Origin of the sequence: Pseudomonas sp. 008 (genome assembly GCF_016861935.1) — a bacterium.
Classification (GTDB): domain Bacteria; phylum Pseudomonadota; class Gammaproteobacteria; order Pseudomonadales; family Pseudomonadaceae; genus Aquipseudomonas.
Window position 1 is genome coordinate 52,181 of sequence record NZ_BOMA01000014.1, and the last position, 17,070, is coordinate 69,250.

General features: G+C 54.4%; 10 protein-coding genes. 1 reads left to right on the forward strand and 9 read right to left on the reverse strand.

All coding sequences use genetic code 11. The features are described from left to right. Positions 1-76 precede the first annotated feature (76 nt). On the forward strand, positions 77-508 hold the full coding sequence (locus tag JUI81_RS24710; protein ID WP_204125234.1) for a DUF2087 domain-containing protein: 432 nt from the start codon (positions 77-79) through the stop codon (positions 506-508). Positions 509-591: 83 nt separating this feature from the next. On the opposite strand, the gene JUI81_RS24715 is transcribed toward JUI81_RS24710, so the two are convergent. From JUI81_RS24715 to JUI81_RS24755, 9 genes are read right to left on the reverse strand one after another with little or no spacing between them, the layout of a single operon-like run. After that, positions 592-2,853 carry a PhpK family radical SAM P-methyltransferase gene (locus JUI81_RS24715; protein WP_050438301.1) on the reverse strand — a complete coding sequence of 754 codons (2,262 nt, stop codon included), beginning with the start codon at positions 2,851-2,853 and terminating at the stop codon, positions 592-594. Between the two features lie 56 nt (positions 2,854-2,909). Further along, entirely contained in the window at positions 2,910-3,941 is a 1,032-nt protein-coding gene (gene sbnB / locus JUI81_RS24720; RefSeq protein ID WP_028939889.1) for a 2,3-diaminopropionate biosynthesis protein SbnB, read from the reverse strand. Positions 3,942-3,965: 24 nt separating this feature from the next. After that, entirely contained in the window at positions 3,966-5,252 is a 1,287-nt protein-coding gene (locus tag JUI81_RS24725) for a condensation domain-containing protein (protein ID WP_204125235.1), read from the reverse strand. Between the two features lie 3 nt (positions 5,253-5,255). After that, complete coding sequence (locus JUI81_RS24730; protein ID WP_028939891.1) at positions 5,256-7,019, reverse strand: non-ribosomal peptide synthetase; 1,764 nt, start codon at positions 7,017-7,019, stop codon at positions 5,256-5,258. Positions 7,020-7,070: 51 nt separating this feature from the next. Continuing rightward, positions 7,071-8,024 (reverse strand): 2,3-diaminopropionate biosynthesis protein SbnA, encoded by a 954-nt coding sequence (gene sbnA, locus JUI81_RS24735; protein ID WP_028939892.1) that lies wholly within the window; start codon positions 8,022-8,024, stop codon positions 7,071-7,073. Next, on the reverse strand, positions 7,990-14,106 hold the full coding sequence (locus JUI81_RS24740) for a non-ribosomal peptide synthetase (protein WP_204125236.1): 6,117 nt from the start codon (positions 14,104-14,106) through the stop codon (positions 7,990-7,992). The genes sbnA and JUI81_RS24740 overlap by 35 nt, the downstream gene beginning before the upstream one ends. A 42-nt stretch (positions 14,107-14,148) precedes the next feature. After that, positions 14,149-14,931, reverse strand: a complete 783-nt coding sequence (locus JUI81_RS24745; protein ID WP_204125237.1) for an ABC transporter permease — start codon at positions 14,929-14,931, stop codon at positions 14,149-14,151. Continuing rightward, positions 14,931-15,722 (reverse strand): ABC-2 family transporter protein, encoded by a 792-nt coding sequence (locus JUI81_RS24750; RefSeq protein ID WP_204125238.1) that lies wholly within the window; start codon positions 15,720-15,722, stop codon positions 14,931-14,933. Before JUI81_RS24750 ends, JUI81_RS24745 begins: the two co-directional genes overlap by 1 nt. Next, positions 15,719-16,720, reverse strand: coding sequence for an ATP-binding cassette domain-containing protein (locus JUI81_RS24755; protein ID WP_231508968.1), 1,002 nt, complete (start codon positions 16,718-16,720; stop codon positions 15,719-15,721). The genes JUI81_RS24750 and JUI81_RS24755 overlap by 4 nt, the downstream gene beginning before the upstream one ends. Positions 16,721-17,070: the final 350 nt, after the last annotated feature.

A 17,070-nucleotide genomic window follows, 5' to 3' on the forward strand; every position in this document is an offset into this window, starting at 1 on the left:
CCGGCCATACCGGTGCAATCTCGCCGCATGTCATCACGATAAGCTGCGTGAACATTCAGACCAGAGGAGCAAGACATTGGACAAGGAACTTCCAACCGATTTCGATCAGTATGTCGAGACGCTGACGCGTTTGAGCAAGAAAAACGGCCTGACCCTGGGGCGACTCAACCGTCAGGAACTTGCCGTCATGCTGCTTTACGTCAGCACCGCTCTGACACCTGGCAAACGTTACGACGAACGTGAAGCGACCGCAGCGCTGGATCATTGGAGAACACAGTTCGCGCCGATGCTGCGTAGTGATGTCGTCGAGCTGCGACGCACTTTGATCGACGCCCGCTACTGGATGCGAGACCCGGACGGTCGTGGTTACCAACTCGAACCAGCCCTGGCAGACAGTGCCTTGTTCATTCGGCTCATCGAAGAACGCATTGAAGCCCGTATTGCCGAACAACTGCTGCTGGCTGCCCGCGACCGCGAAGAGCGAAAGAAAGCAGCGCTGCTTGGCTGACCTGACATTTTTTCAACGGAACGGGGGAATGCCCGAGTGAAATGGGCACTCCTCCCAGGAAAGGAAGCGTTTGTGCTCGCGCCCTATTGCACTCTGATGAACACTGCCTGTTCAGCGCCCTGCCGTTTTCTCCCGGCACTGTCCACAGAGAGATCCGCGGTCCACCGGATGAAATTGGTAAGCACCCGGGAGCTTGCCCCCCCATGTTCGGAGCTTGCCAGCACCAGATGCATATAAAGACCGGTGTCCGAGTAATGGATATCAGGCACCTCACGGGCGAAAACCCTGAGGACAGGCTGACGCATTTCGATGCCCGCGGCACAAAGCCGCGAATTGCGTGAGAGCAGATAGTTTTCGTAACTGTCGAGCAATGGCGATTGAGCAAGCGAGGTCACTGTCCTCTCATAAAGAGCTTCGTCGCTGCATCCCGCCATATCGTCAATCGCAATCAGCTTCGCTCCTTCTTTGGCAACGTACTGCAAAAGAAAACGACCACCGCCCAGAACCTTTGACGCATGCTTCAGAAACGGCACGATCCAGGCATTTTCCTGATGAGGGCTGCTGACGATACTCACGGCTGGTTTCAGAGGTGTCTGGGTCTGTTCGCCTGTCTGCACAGACATAGGGCCACTATTATCAGAGTCCAGCCATGCAGCGGCGGCCCGCAGACTCACCTCGGCAACCTTGAAGTGCGCGGCCGACTCCACAGATAGATTGGGCATTGCGACCGGCGGGCTCTGCGTCGGCAGTGCGGCACTGAAATTGAAACGGTCTCTGATCGAATGGGGCAGAGCCGCCTCGTCCCCATGCAACAGTTGATGTTTCACCGCAGCATTGAAGCCATCCAGATAACCGAGAATGTTGCCCTGTTCCATCCCCAGTCGTCGCAGATAAAACAGACTCCACTGCTCAAAACCGAATTGCGGTAGCCATGTCGACTTTTCAGCCGTGAGGAAGAACCGTTCGGTGATGGAAGCAGCCAACTCGCTGTTCATCGTATCGTGAGACCAGTCAAAACCCGACCCTGTGATCCCGTACTTTTCCCGATCATTCCAGATAGGTGTCAGGGGATCGCAGTACCACACCTGAGCACGGAAGGTGTCCGGCGCAAATACCTCAATGAAATCCAGGCTCTCCTGCACCGTCTCAAAGGTTTCCCCTGGAAACCCGATAATGAAGGACGCGTGAGTCGCTATGCCCACAGACCTGAATGAAGTGATGGCCTGCTCATAGTTCTTTCTGCGAGACGTCTTGCGCATCAGCGCGAGCATCTTGTCGGAGGCTGACTCGATTCCGAGAAACACCCCTTCGCACCCTGCCCGGGCCATGAGCTCAATGGTCTCCGGATCACCCTGATCAGAGCGGTAAAACGAATTCCATTTAAAGTTGTATTTGTTGTCGATCATCATCTGCATGATTTCCCGGAACCGCTGCTTGGGCACATTGAATGTGTCATCCAGGAAAGTCAGCGTATCGACGGTGCCGATTGCCTTGATCGCGTCAAGTTCACGTTCTACATCGCTGGTGGACAGATAGCGGTATTTACCGGCCCGCTGAGGAAATCCGCAGAAAGCACAGGAGTAAGGGCAGGACTTGGCCGTACGCGTTGACAGAAAACGCCCGATACCGCGAGGCTGGAATAGCGTGTAGTTGACGAAGTTTTCTTTCAGTTCGTTGTATTCCGGCTCATCCGTACCGAACACCCAGTCCTCGCCGTCCAGTACCGCCGTGCGACTTAGTCCAGTCACCGAGCGGTTAGCGTTGATCGCCTCAAGCACTTGCCGAAGCGTGTCCTCACCTTCATTGCTGTTGATGTAAATATCGCCGCCAAGGACACTGAGATAGTCACCCAGCATGTCGCGCTCATGGGCCTTGAAAAGACCACTGATATAAGGCCCGCCGATGATGATCTGCACATCGGGTGCATGTGCTCTCACAAAGTCGACGATTTCCTGCACAGGGTGCGGCATGACATAAAGGGTCGTCGTGATGACCACGGTATTGATGACACCGGAAGCCAACTTTTGCGCCAGGACTTCTTTTTCGCTCTGAAAAAGATTCACGTAGTCAAAGGCAATACCGTGCTTTTCGAGATAGGAGCCTAACACCATCACAACGGGCCAAAGAAAATCGGCGTTGTTAAGGTTCAAGTCTGTCAGGCCTTCCATCTTGCGGGTCTTGTTAAGGACGCCCAAAGCATGGCAGCGTGAGCCTTCGTAATTCACAAACGCCAAACGTAAATCGCGCTTTGCCGCAGCTTGCGGCCCAAGTTGATCAAGCATCTGACAGTAATCTTCAAACGAGAAATCGTTGAAGCCGATGATCATGCACTTTTTATTTTGCACCGGTCACTCCTCCCTGGAATGAATGACGAAGGCTCGCTGACCCTGCGAGTGATTACTCAGCCGTTGGAAGCCACCCAACGCCGCGTATCGGGAATGAAGTCTGGGATGTTGGTATAGCCCCCCGTTTCCAGACACCTTTCGACGAACAACTTGCCCACCACGAGATCCAGAACACCCAGCCCGAAAGGTGAAAAAATCAATGGGCGCGAACGATCGATCTGTTCCGGATGGGTCAGAACGCTGGCGAGTGTTCCATTTACAAACGAACGATCACCGTACTTCTGCTCGGCCAGATGAGGTGATGTATTGGCTTTCATGCAGTGTTCAACATCGTCAAATATGTTGAAGGCCTGCCAGATAATGTCGGGACTGATATCACGCAGCGAGACATTCAGAATGATCTGCCCCGGCGCAAAGACATCGCCGCCCGAAACATAGGGTTCACCCGCATTGGTGGCGAAAACAACAATTTCGGCCGAGTTGATTGCGGATTTCACATCTTCGACAAACCGGACGTTCTGGCAACCATCCGCCTGAACATGGCGACAAAGCTCATTGGCCGACCCTGCATCAAGATCGCACACGGTGATCTGCTCGAACGTCCAGCCGTCAGCCTTGAAGAAGTCGAAGATCGCCCGCGAAATAACGCCCGCCCCCACAAATGTGATCTTTACAGGCGCCTTGGGATCAGCCGTCAGAGCCCTGGCCGCGACGACCGCAGAAGCCGCGGTCCGGGCTGCACTGATTTGCGAGGCTTCCAGGCACGCTACCGGATACCCCGTTTCGTAATCATTCAACAACAGCACAGCGGAAGCCCGCTGCAGATTGCGCTCAATGTTCTTTGGATAACTGGCGATCCACTTGATGCCGGAAATGGGTGAGTCGTTGGAAATGGCTGCCGGCAGGGCAATGATCCGATCCGACTGACGATCGGCAAATCGCAGAAAATAGCTGTCGGGATTGTTGGTCAGACCGGCATCGTGTTGCAGATAGGTCGTTTCAACCAGCTTCAGGATATCCCTGCGCAACGAAGGCATTAACGTGGCAATTTGAGAACCGGAAACAATGGTCAAGGGATGGGATGACATTCTACGAACCTTCCATGGAGAGACTTATTTAATAGTGGCGTGGCTGAAAGCGTCGGGTTCACTGGAGCTTTCCCCCTCACTCAGGAGCCTGAATCGCTCTAACGTTTCGTTCAGCAGATGCTTCAGCGTCAGCATGTCTTCAGCGGAAATCCTGTCGGCCTGATACTGCAACTTGACAAACGAATGTTCACTTGAGACAGGAACCCACAAGAACAGGGGCCAGGGCTGATAGTCCGGTAACTGGACCTGGGACACGGCAACGTTTTCCAGATGCCAGCTTTCAAATGGACTTTCAGCGCCGATATGGATGGGTAAGCTTTGCTTGATCTCGGACTCGGCCATCATTTCGCCGATGGACAGACTGACGTTCTCAAAGGTCTCGTAGAGGGAGTCCGCCACATTCAAGATATGAGTCTGCAGCGCCAGCGTTGAGTCGATATGTACCCGCAGTGGAATCCGTGCAGACAAATACGAAACGACTGTTTGTGTGCCTTCCATCCAGCGTGGCGTCACATTGGTCTGGATCAACAGGTCATCCGAGGCGCAAAACCGGGCCAGTGCGATAGACGCAGCAGCGGTGTAAACCACAAAGGGCGTTACATCCAATGCATTGCAAAGCTGATTGATCGCCTTGTGAACCTCTTGTGGGGGAGTGATCACATCGAATGTCGATTTCGCTTGTGCGCTCTCCCCGACGCCCAAGCCTGGAATGGCCGGGATTTTTGCGCCCTTCAGGTAGTCCCGCCAGAACTGCGCTTGTCTTTGACGCTCATCTGGCTCCAAAGGCTGTGCAAGGATTTCGTAGTCGAAGGTCAGGGGAGAAAGCAACGGTTCCCCGGCTCCGGACATCGCTCGATTGTAGGCAGTCGCCAGGTCATCCAGGATCACTTCCAGCGACCATGAGTCGACCACGATGTGGTGAATAATCAGGGCCAGCAGATATCGCTCATGATCAATGGGATTCAAATAAGCCCTGAAAGGTATATCGACTTTCAGATCAAGCGGGACCTGGCACAACGCCTCAATGCTCGCATCAAGCCGATACATCTCGAACGGTTCGCTCCCCACCTGTAGTACATTGTGTGCAGCGGCTTGAGGAAAGCGTCGCACGCCCTCCGCAGTTTCCCGGAAATTCGACCTTAGCTGCTCGTGACGATTGACCACTGCATCAACCGCACGACTGAACAAGGGGATGTTTACCGCCCCCTCAAGGACAAAGCCAATGCTCACGCAAGCGGTCTCGGGGAGATCGTAAGCGCTCGACGCGTTCCAGTAATATTGTTGATATGGGTTCAGTCCTTTGCCCGCCATCTTTCATTCCCCTATCAGACAAGCCATTTGCGACAAGGTAGGCGCACCAAACACACGTTTCAGAGGAATCTGGATGTTGTGGCGCTTCATGAGCGCGACAAGCCGCATCGCCAAAAGGGAATTCCCGCCGAGTGCAAAAAAATTCGCTTCACGGTCTTCAACCGGTCGGCCCAGAATCTGCGCCCAGATCAGCGCCAGTGTTTCCTCCTGGCGGGTCATTGCGCCCGCAGGTGCGGTACTTTCCTGCCGGGCATCCAATTGGGCCACCAGCGCGGTTCTATCGATCTTGCCCGCCGGATTTCGAGGCAGCTCATCAAGCACAAGGATGCGGGCAGGCATGAAGTAATTGGGAAGGTCACGGGCGATCTTTTCTCTCAGGGCAGATTCAATCGCGACGGCCTCTGTCTCGATTGAAGGCACGACAAAAAGCGCGATTCTCACCCCCGATGCACCAGCGTCGGCGCTGCAGGCATGGCAACTTTGAACAAGCGATGAAGCCATGGCACAAGCTTCAATTTCGGCAAGCTCGACCCGGTTACCGTTTATCTTGACCAGGTCGTCCTTGCGTCCTTCGAACAGGATGTCTCCATCGGCATTGCGCCTGGCGAAATCACCCGTTCGAAAAGCACGCCCGGGCACACCCTCCAGCCCCCCGACAAAACGAGCTTCGCTCAAGTCCGCAAGCCCCAGATAGCCGCGAGCAACACTCCCCCCCGAAATATAGATTTCACCCACTTCCCCGTCGCCAGCTTCCTCCATCTGCTCGTTCAGGATATGCACTGTCACATTGGAGAGTGCCCGACCAATATTGGCCGGCGAGGTCTCGGCGCAACACAATTTCACGGTTGTCGCGACCGTTGCCTCGGAAGGGCCGTAAGCATTGAGCAACCGGGTTTTGCTTGCCCAGTTGGCAATCACTTCCTTGCTGCATCGTTCACCCGCAACCACCAACGTCGACAGGCTGATTGGAAGATCGATCGGCAACAGCGACACCAATGAAGGAGGCAGTGTGACTACGTCAATTTGACGGTGGCACAGCAGGTTCTGAAGACTGTCAAAATCCCGAAGTTCATGATCCGCCACAGCCACCAGGCAACCGCCCGCAAACAGAGTCATCGCGATTTCGGCGATAATCGCGTCAAAGCAGACTGGGGAAAACATCAGTACCCGACTGCCTTTCGAGATTCCGTAGGTCAGCGCATGACGCGCCAGATTCGGAATGCCCCGGTGGGGCACCAGAACCCCTTTGGGTTGCCCGGTCGAGCCGGAGGTAAAGATGATATAGGCAAGATCGTCAGGGGATACTCCGGGCGCTGAGAAGTGCAAAGGTTGCGCAGATCCCAGAACCTTGCCAAGCGTGACCACATCCACACCGGCGAACACGGCGTTAGCCGTCAAAGCATCTGCGTCCGATACCAGAACCCGGACTGGCCTGGCCATTTCAAACTGCACAGACAGCCGAGCGGGGGCGGCATCCAGCTCAAACAGGAAAAAGGTCGCACCACTCTTCATGACCCCCAGCATGGCAACGAGAAGGTCTTTGCCCCGCGGACAGCCCACAGCAACAATTGCGCCGGCACCGATGCCGTTTTGAACCAGGTAAGCCGCAACCTGGTTGCTTTGCGCGTCAATGTCCACATAGCTATAAAGGATTCCGCCACTGTCTATCGCAGGTGCATTCCTGTAGTCATGACTGGATTGGCGCCACAGATCGAGAAAGACCTGCGTCTCGGTAGTACTGTCGGGAGGGAATAGAAGTTCTGACAAGATAGGTTCCTTCCAATCAAAGAGAAGAGCGTCTGGCACAGCCAATACACATCAGCCAACCAGAGCGTGCTGGTACAACTGGCTGCCAAAGTTGGCATCACACCATTTGTCCGAATAGATCGTCTCGAGATAGCGCTCCCCCATATCGGGGCTGATCACGACCACTTCGTCACCCGCTGGAATTTGATTCCGCAAGCGTTTTACTGCGGCCAGCACGGTCCCCGTGGAGCCACCGACAAGCAGGCCATAGTCCAGCGCAATGCTGCGGCACATGCGGATCGTCTCGACTTCGTCGATAAACTCAATATGCTCGATCAAGTCACGGTCGAGAATCTCGGGGCGCCGGCTCGTCCCCAGACCAGGAATCAGCCGTTTCTTTGCCACTTCCTGAAAGTTGATCGAGCCAACGGTATCGACGGCGATCAGTTTCACGCCTGGAGCCTTGTCTCGCAGATAACGCGCACAACCTATGAGGGTTCCGGTCGTACCAGCACCGACAAACAGCCATTTGCAGTTCGGGTGCTGCTGAAGTATTTCGGGCGCGGTGCGGTTGTAATGCGCCAGGGGGTTGGCCGGATTCGCATACTGGTTGGTCCAGAAATATCTCGGGTCCTTACGAATCATTTCCTGAATCAAAGCAATACGCGCCCCGAGGAAACCACCATTGCCGTCACGGGTGTCACAGACAATCACCTCCGCGCCATACGCTTTCATCAGGTTGATGCTGACCTGATTGACATTAGGGTCAGTTACGCAGGTGAACGGATAGCCTCGTTGCGCACAGATTATCGACAGCGCAACACCTAGGTTCCCCGAGCTGGACTCGATGACTTTACGCCCGGGAGAAAGATGCCCCAACCTTTCACTTTCATCGATCAACGAGATGGCTGTCTTGAGCTTTATGGAGCCGGCAGGATTCAATCCTTCGATCTTCAGGTATACCGGCACATCACCAATAAAGTTATCCAGCTTATGAAATTGATTCGCACTGTAAACTTGCATCATGCTCAAGGTTTCCATTTCCAAGAGAGGACAGTTGAGCCAGTTCAAGAACAATCCTTTCTTGAAGATCGGCCATTTGCGCTATGCAGAACTTTTCGCGGTTAAAGTTGAGTTCGATCAAAAAATCTTCTGCCGGAACCAGACCGAGAACCAGAGGAAACTCCGAACGCTCGATCCATTGCAGATTGCTGAGACGGTAGCGATCGCCGGCCGGCAGGTTGTCCTGAAGTTCGAAGTTCTCGATCACCAGAACGGTGTTGAAAAGCTCCTCTTCCTGACCTAATCCCGAGACACTCTTGAAATGGCTCATGGAGACATGTCCTTCGTCCTGAAGAACTGCGTTGCGACGCTGTAACTCCCGAACGCCCGACACAGTCGATGCGCCAGCCACGTCAACCTTGCAAGGCACGATTGAAGTCATCAGACCAATGATGTCTTCAGCTCCATCAAGGTCGGCAGGCCTTCCCGATATTGCCCAGCCGAAAACAGGTGTGTCGTTGCCTGTGTTTTGCGCAAGGATCTGAGCCCACATGCGTTGAAAGACAACGGCAACGGTCACGCCATGGTCCACACAGAACTTCTCGATGGAGCGCGACAGGTCATGACCCAGCGTAAAACGATAGACACTATGATCTGCGTGTGAGACGGGCTCGTAAGCAACCGGGCTGGTGAAGACACAGGGGCTGATGCCCGACAGATAGTTGCCCCAGAACGGACGGTTTTCTCGCGCCTCCTGATGAGCCAGCCACTCGATGTAGTCGCGATAGACCCGGCCGAATGCCGGGGCTGGCTGATCTCCGCGGATCAGATGATCATAGAGGTCAAAGAGTTCTCTGATGACTCTGGCCACGCACCAGCCATCCAGCAGAATGTGATGGTACGTCCAGATCAGCTTGTGTACATGCGGGCCATGGGACAGCAACGTGAAGCGTGTCAGCGCAGGTGTTTCAAGATCGAATCCGTGGGAGCGGTCGTTTTCCATCACGCGCTCGAACAACATCGGATCATCACCGCCCGCCACGACCGACCAGGTGCATCGTTGCTCTTGCGAAACATACTGCACCGGCCCGGCCACCGCGTCCCAGTAGAATCCGCTGCGCAGGACAGGGTGACGTTCAGCCATCAAACGCCATGCGTCCTCCAGCACACTGATGTCGATCTCGCCATTGATGTCCAGGACATATTGCAGGATGTAAGTATCGTCATCGCTCATCAAGTGCTGAAACAGGATTCCCTTTTGTGTCGGGGACAAAGGGTAGATATCCGCGGGTACGGCTCCCGCCTTGTTGATCAGAGCCCGCAGCTCATCGTCGGTCAGATCGGCGTCCGGGTAGTCGGATGGCACGCGCACCAGGGTTGCGCAGGAACAGTGAGCAATGATCTCGCCCAGTGCTGCGCAGTAGCGTGTCGCAATATCCTCCGCCTCCCGTGAAGACAGGATGGCGTCGTCGAAGTACCAGTCGATCTCGAAACGTCCTTGGGCAATGCGCGCTTCAATTTCAAGCGCGTGCTGACGTCCATTACGCGGATCAACCGACACCTGGTCGACAAGACTCAGGATCTGGGCAGATGGCATCGACACATCCGGGTCATCAAATGACACGTTGTCCCATTGCCCCAGATAGTTGAACTGCACCATCGGTTCGGCGTCCGGAATAACCGCGGACACATTGAACAGATAACGCAGCAATCCATAGCCAATACCCCGTTGCGGGATATCCGCCAGCGTACGCTTTGTCTGCTGGATCAAATTGGCCAAGCCACCCTGAGGATCCTGAAGACAGACAGGGAATACTGAAGTAAACCAACCCACCGTACGGGATATATCAACGCCATCCAGGACGTTCTCACGCCCATGCCCTTCGAGGTTGATGGCGATCTCGTTTTTCCCCCGCCAGCCAGAAAAAGCCCGTACCAGCGCTGAAATCAGGATGTCGTTGATGCGAGTGTTATAGGCCGCCGGTACATCACGCACCAACGCGGTGGTCTGGGCAACACTCAACCCCCTGGAGACTATTCTGGCGCGCCTTGACGGTTGCCTGTCCGGGCCAAAAGGCACCGATGCGGGAATCCTGTCGACCACCTTTGACCAGTAAGCCGTCTGCGATAGAACATCGCTCTTGAAGGCGTGCCCATCGCTCGTAAGCTGCTGTGCCCAACTGCGAAACGGTGTGACTTCCGCAGCAATGGTGGTACCTGCACACAAGCGCAGAAAATCCTCGACCAGAACACGCAGGGACACAGCATCCACCACGAGGTGGTGGGCCAGCATCACCAAGAGATCGGCGTCGGTATCCGGGGTACGGAAGAGCACCACGCGAAACAGATCGCCCCCGGCCAGATCCAGGCTTTCCTGGAAGCCGCTCAGCATGTCCCGGATGTCATCCAGTGCTTGATCGATCGGACCGTTCAACTGCACGATCCTGCAGCTCATCTGCCCATCGACAGGCCGAGCAGGAATGGTCTGGGAATAGCCTTCGGCGCCGACTTTGAACTGTGCACTCAGTACCGGATAGTGCTCGAGTATTTTTTTAGTCGCCAGGACCAGGGCATCCGCCGGGACAGGCCGGTGGATCTCGATGGCCGTCCCCAGGCACCAATGGTCCGCATTCACCAGTGACTGTTGCGCGAACCATCGCTGCACAGGCACCAGAGAAGTCGGGCCGATTGGCGGATAGCTTTTTCCGCAGACGGTGCTGTCCAGATACCGCACAGCGAGGGCAATTTCAGAGATTGATCGACTGGCAAAGATGCGATCAAGGTCAATCTCCATGGCGTCCCGTCTCAGGCGCGCGATCAATTGAAGCGCGCTGATCGAATCCCCACCCGAGGAAAAGAAGTTATGGTGCAGCGCCAACGTGTCATCACCCAAGATCTCGCGCGCGACAGCAAGAACAACGGTGTCAAAGGATGAATGCATCGAAGGCAACACTGGCGGATTTTTCGTAATGTCTGTTCCGCTCACGCCCGTCGGCACACCGTTCCAGCTTTGCCACGCTTGCAGCGGGCCATTGGCATCGCAGATGTAGGCCAGCGCGCTCAGGAACTGCTCGGACAACCCGGCTGCTCGCTCTTGGGAGACGCGCTCAGGATCCCAGATGAAATCCACGGTGATAGCATCGCTACTGCTGAGTACCTCGACGGCAAACGGAAACTCGGTGAGGTCCGTCACGTGAGTGAGCTCTACGCTGTTACCGGCGCTTTCAAGCGAAGCCCAATCCGCGAGTGTCTCGACGTTCAGAACCGTATCAAAAGCCTCGTTGGCAAAACGCGAACGGGTGCTGACAAGCGCCTCATTCATCGATACCGATTCGAATCGCAACAACTCGGCAATGCGTCGGCTGACTTCCTGCAGGCTGACATCAGGTCGCTCAGACGGATATAGCGCAACGGGAATCGGCAGCGTATTGGCATACATGCCGAAATCATCCAGCCCGACGCCTGTCTCCGCCCTCCCCGATACGATCATGCCGAACAACTGATGTTGCCCACCGCATACGGCATTCAGCGCCATGGCCCAGGCCGTGGCCGCGACAGCGGAGATCGTGATCCCGGCGCGAACGCAAATACCCCCGATAGCTTGTTCGAGGTCAGCGGGAAGGCGCTTCTGCAGACACGCATGCTGCACCGAAGACAGGGTGGGCTCACCCGAACTGTCGGATACACAGACTGGAAACTCAAAAGGCTCGAGGAGCTCGGCCCAGAGCAATTGGTCTGGCGTCTCCAGGCGAAATTTTTCCTGGCCGGCGATGTAGGTTGAATACACATCGTGCGGAGCAGGCCGTCCTCCGAAAACTTCGGTCATCAGTGGAAAGATCGACGCGCCATCAACAATCAGATGGTGTGCACTCAAGACGAACTGATAATCGGAGCGTCCCAGGTGGAACAGGTGCAATCGATAGAGTGCTGACTGCTCCAGAACGAAACCCGCCTGCTTATCCTCGTGAAGAAACGTTTCCAGAAAAGTTCGTTGCTGCCCGTCGTTCAGGTGCGAAAGATCGGTTCTCATCCACCTCAACGGAGCATTTTCGGCAACTACCCGGACCGGCTGGCTTGACGAGTCGAGAATGAATGCACTGCGCAACAGTTCGTGGCGCTCATGCGCCTTGCGCCAACCCGCTTCGAACGCCACACCATCATCCGGCATCGTCATGCGGAACGAATACTGAAGGATGTAAGTGTTGCGATGCCGCGAGCGTAGGGACTGAACAAAAATTCCCCTTTGAGCGGGTGACATCGGCAAAAAAGATAACGAGTCGTCCGCCAGCGGTTCACGTCCTGGCAGCGACTGGTCTTTTGCGCTTGTGGTGCTCTGCGTATTTGCCACGGCACTTTTTGTGCGGGAGACCTTGAGCAGTCCCAACGTGGTCGGGTTACGAAAAACATCCCCGAGAGTGAAGGCATGCCCCAAGGTCTTTGCCCGCGCAATAAACTGCAAAGCGAGAATGGAATCGGCACCCTGCCTGAAAAAATCATCCGTGGGTTGCAAAGCCGGATTGCGGAGTAGATCACGCCACATCTCAAGAAAATCCTGACCGCCCTTTGCTGTCCCCGCGCCAGCGCCTGGCGTACCGGCAGACAGTGACGTTTCATTGGCGATGGCCGTGAGTTTTTTCTTGTCAATCTTGCCGTTGGGTGTCTCAGGCAGAGACGACTGAATACGAAACTCGGACGGGATCATATGCTCCGGCAAGTGATCACGCAGTTGGAGTCGCAGGCTTTCGAGGTCAGTCTCGGCGCCCTCCTGCTCCACTATGAACGCCGTGAGAAAGGCGCGCGTGTTGGACGTGTTGAGTACGACCGCAGCCTGTTTGATCTGTACAAGCCGCAGGATGCCGAACTCGACCTCACTCAACTCGATACGGTGACCACGTACCTTGACTTGATCATCGGTCCGACCGTGGTAGTGATAAACACCCTCACTGTCACAACTAACCAGATCGCCGGTTTTGTATGCTCGCCGCCCGTCGACAGTGACAAATGCCTTGAGAGTCAGGTCCGGGCGACCGATGTAACCCAGCCCCACCGCAACCCCTTCGACGTAAAGCTCCCCCACTTCACCGACGGGCAGCTCCACCAGATCGGTATCGCGCACGGTCAGGTTAACCCCACGAACAGCGCGACCAATGGGAATGGCCTGATCGGCTGAGGGCATCTCGGTTATGACTTGATGTGTGACATCGTCACTGCACTCGGTCGGGCCATAGGCGTTGATCAAGGGAACATGGGGTTTTGTCGACAACCATCGGCGAGCCAGGGAAACCGGAAGCACTTCGCCCGTGGCGACCAGGCAGGTCAACCGATCAAAACGTGCATTGTCCGCGTCCACGATGATTGCATCGAGAATGGCCAACAGATGGCTGGGCACTACCTGCAAGATATCAATCTCGTCCTGCACGATTCGCGCACCCAGACGATCCAGGTCCAGAAACTCTGATCGAGTCAGGATAGCTGTCCGCCCTGCGCAGATCAGCGGAGCGAGAAATTGCCATACAGAAATATCGAAACTCTGTGGCGCCGTTTGCGCGACATTGGGCGCCTTGTACATCCCCAGATCATCAACTTTGGCCAGCAGATGATTGACCATGCCCCCATGATGGACCATCGCGCCCTTGGGCATCCCGGTCGAACCCGAGGTGAAGATGACATAAGCGAGGCTATCGTCTGTCAGGGCGCACCGTTCAAAGGTTGTACCGCCCGTCATACCCTCAAACCGCTCCGGCATCACCAACAGACCAACGCCGTCGAACAGCGTCTGCGTGTCTTCCTCGGCGATCAACCACTTGCAACCGCATTGCTCGAGCATGTAAGCGCGTCGGTCCCGCGGAAGTGTGCGATCGAGTGGCAGATAGGCAGCCCCGACCTTGAAAAGGCCGATCATCGATACCAGGAACCCCAGCCCACGTTCCAGCCCAATGGCTACGATATCGCCGCGTGCCACCGAGGCCGCATTGAGCTTGCGGGCAAAGCTGTCAGAGATCTGATCAAGTTCGCGATAGCTCAGGCGGTCATGGCCATCGGAGGCTGCGGTGGCGTGGGGAAACCGCCGAACTTGATCGGTGAATAAATCCAGAAAATTTTCCATATCATCCATGTCTTATGGTTTAAATTTCGGTGTTTGTGTCTTTCAGGATCCTTCCCGAAGGTATTTCTTCACCCCCAAATGCCAAAGTAATCGAGACAACAACGCGAATCCGACAGTCGCCAGCAACGCCCCCAGCAAGGAACCGCCCGTGGTCATCCCCATCGCGGATTGCGCGGGCACTTCCATGATGAAAAAGACAGGCACCACCGTCATGATCACCACCTGAATCCACTCCGGGTAAGCACCGGATGGAAAACGTCCGGTGGTCAGGAACATGAACAGCAGATGAGAAACGTTGCTGGTTTTCTTCGTCCAGAATGCCAGGCTCGCGATGCTGAACCAGACCGCATAGACCAACGCACAGGCCAGCGTTATGAAAATGCAGAAAGCCCCCAGCGTCTTCGCAGTCAGTTGTCCTTGTGCATAACTGCCGCCAAGCATCAACCCCAATCCCAGCAACACGCCGAAAACATGCCAAAGACGCAACTGCCCAAAGGCCAGAATGGTTTGGATATCAATTGGCTTTGATAAATAGGTATCGATGGACTTACTGATAATTAACCGTGAGGCGGCCTCACAGTTGGGCAAGACAACCATTTGTACAAAAGATCGAATCAAGATGAACGCGCCGTACAGTACGATTGACTGTTCTTTGTTCCACCCGCCAATTTTGTCGACATTACCAAAAAATATCTCGACCACTACATAGACAGACAAACCAAGAAGAGCTGTATTCAACAGACTTACAAATACCGGCACGCGATCTTTCAAGTTTGCTTTCAGCCTGGCTAACAAGAGCGCTCTAACAGCGCTTACCGTTTTCATTAGCCGAATACCGAATAGCGCTTGATACCCGCAGCCCAAATAAAACGGGCCAACAGGGACAGAGCGACCACCAGAACAATCTGAAACAATAGCCCGCTCATTAATTGTTCGGCATTCAGCTCACCCATAATGATTCGAATAGGAAAGTTAATAATATAGGGAAACGGTGACCACTCCAGAATCGATTGCATCCACCCGGGATAAAGTGACAACGGCGCCAGAACTCCGCCAAACAAAGTCAGCATATAGGTCAACACCAAATCGAACGCACTTGCCTGATCCGACCAGAATGCCGCAAGCCCGCCAATGAAATAGAGTAAATAGTTGATTGCAAAACCCAGGATAACTCCCAGTAAGGCAGGAAGCAGGTAAGCCATATTCAAATAGGAACCCGCCTCCGAAAAAACGAAGACCCCGGCCACCAGGAAAAATATTGGAATCACTCTGACAAGCGCGGAAGCGAGCTCACTCAAAAAGTAGTAGAGACCAATATTGAATGGTTTTAAAAGAAAGCTTCCGATATCACCCGAGTGAATATCACTCTCGACCTCTTCTGCCGCCGTGCTTGACACTATTTCACCGACCAGGAAAACAAGTGCAAAGTAAGCAGCAAACTTGGCGGGAGTAAAACCATCCAGCGCGGCATCCTTCGCGATACCCATCCAGATAATCATCATAAATAACGGTACTAACGAGGCCAGCACCAGTACGAACAGCTCCGCGCGATGTGCAACTTTACGGCGAATGGCTGTACGGGCAACGCCCGCGACTTTCATTACGAACCGGCTCATGCGACGCACTTCCCGGACGCACCCTCAGCCCGCATAGCGGCTTCTGCCTGTGAGTCCATGAACAGCTTCAGAAGGGCCTCTTCGATAGGCGGATCACTGATGGAAATGTCTAACACAGACTGCTCCGCCAGCACCCGCGAGCAGACGGAAACCACGTCCGACGCCGGGACCATGAGCTCATGCACAAAGCCGTCGCCGGAACGGACCAGCCCGTATTTGCCGAGCGCCGAAGCCATGGCTGCTTCGGACAGTTCCACCGTGATAATGCGGTGATTGGACATACGTTTGCGCAAAGACTCCAGGGTATTGTCAAACGAAACCCTGCCGTCCGATACGACAATGACCCGCTCACATAACGCTTCGATGTCCTGCATGTAATGCGACGTCAGAAGTACGCTTACATTTCTCTCGCGACTGTAGTCTTTAATGAAGGAGCGGACTATTTTCTGGACCCCCACATCAAGCCCGATAGTTGGCTCATCCAGAAATAAAACTTTCGGGTCATGAAGCAACGAGGCAACCAGCTCGCACTTCATCTTCTCGCCAAGGGAGAGCGTACGCACTGGTGCCTTGACCAGCTTGGAGACTTGCAACAATTCATCCAGATAGCCATAGACCTGTTTGAACTGCTCATCGGGGATTTCAAATATCTTCTGATTCAGCCGAAATGTTTCCATTGCCGGCAGATCCCAAATCAATTGCTGACGCTGCCCCATGATCAGCGAAATTGATTTGAGGAATTCTTTATTACGCAGTTGAGGCGTATAGCCCAATACCGATATTTGTCCAGCCGTCGGATAGAGCAAGCCCGAAAGCATTTTCAGGGTAGTTGTTTTCCCCGCACCATTGGGACCAAGAAATCCTACTACTTCACCTTGACCGACGGTAAATGAAACATCGTCAACGGCAGTCTTCTCGGAAGACCGGGGAGAAACAAGATTTGTCAGCCAACCGAAAGCCCCCTCAGAGCGCTCTTTGATTCGGTAAGTCTTCGACAAACTCTTAACACTTATGCAATCCATTGCTTATCAGACCCTGAAAAAAATGAGCTATCCATTGCGCATATCGTCTCAACGTGCGCTTTGATATCACGCACCGCTCTATGCCGTCAAGAAACACCACTGCACATTTAATTTTTCAATTCGCCCCACTGGCTATTCATTGCTATTGCCAGGTGATTTTGAAGGTTTCGCAAGTCTAATTCGCATCAATACGCAATGTACGACTGCTCTCATTATTTGCGACTCACCCCCCTAAAACTAGTCGCACGCGCTTTCATTGTCGAGGGCAAAAAGAACGAGAAAAACAGAAGAGGACTGGAACTACGATCCAAGGAAAAAAAGCTTAC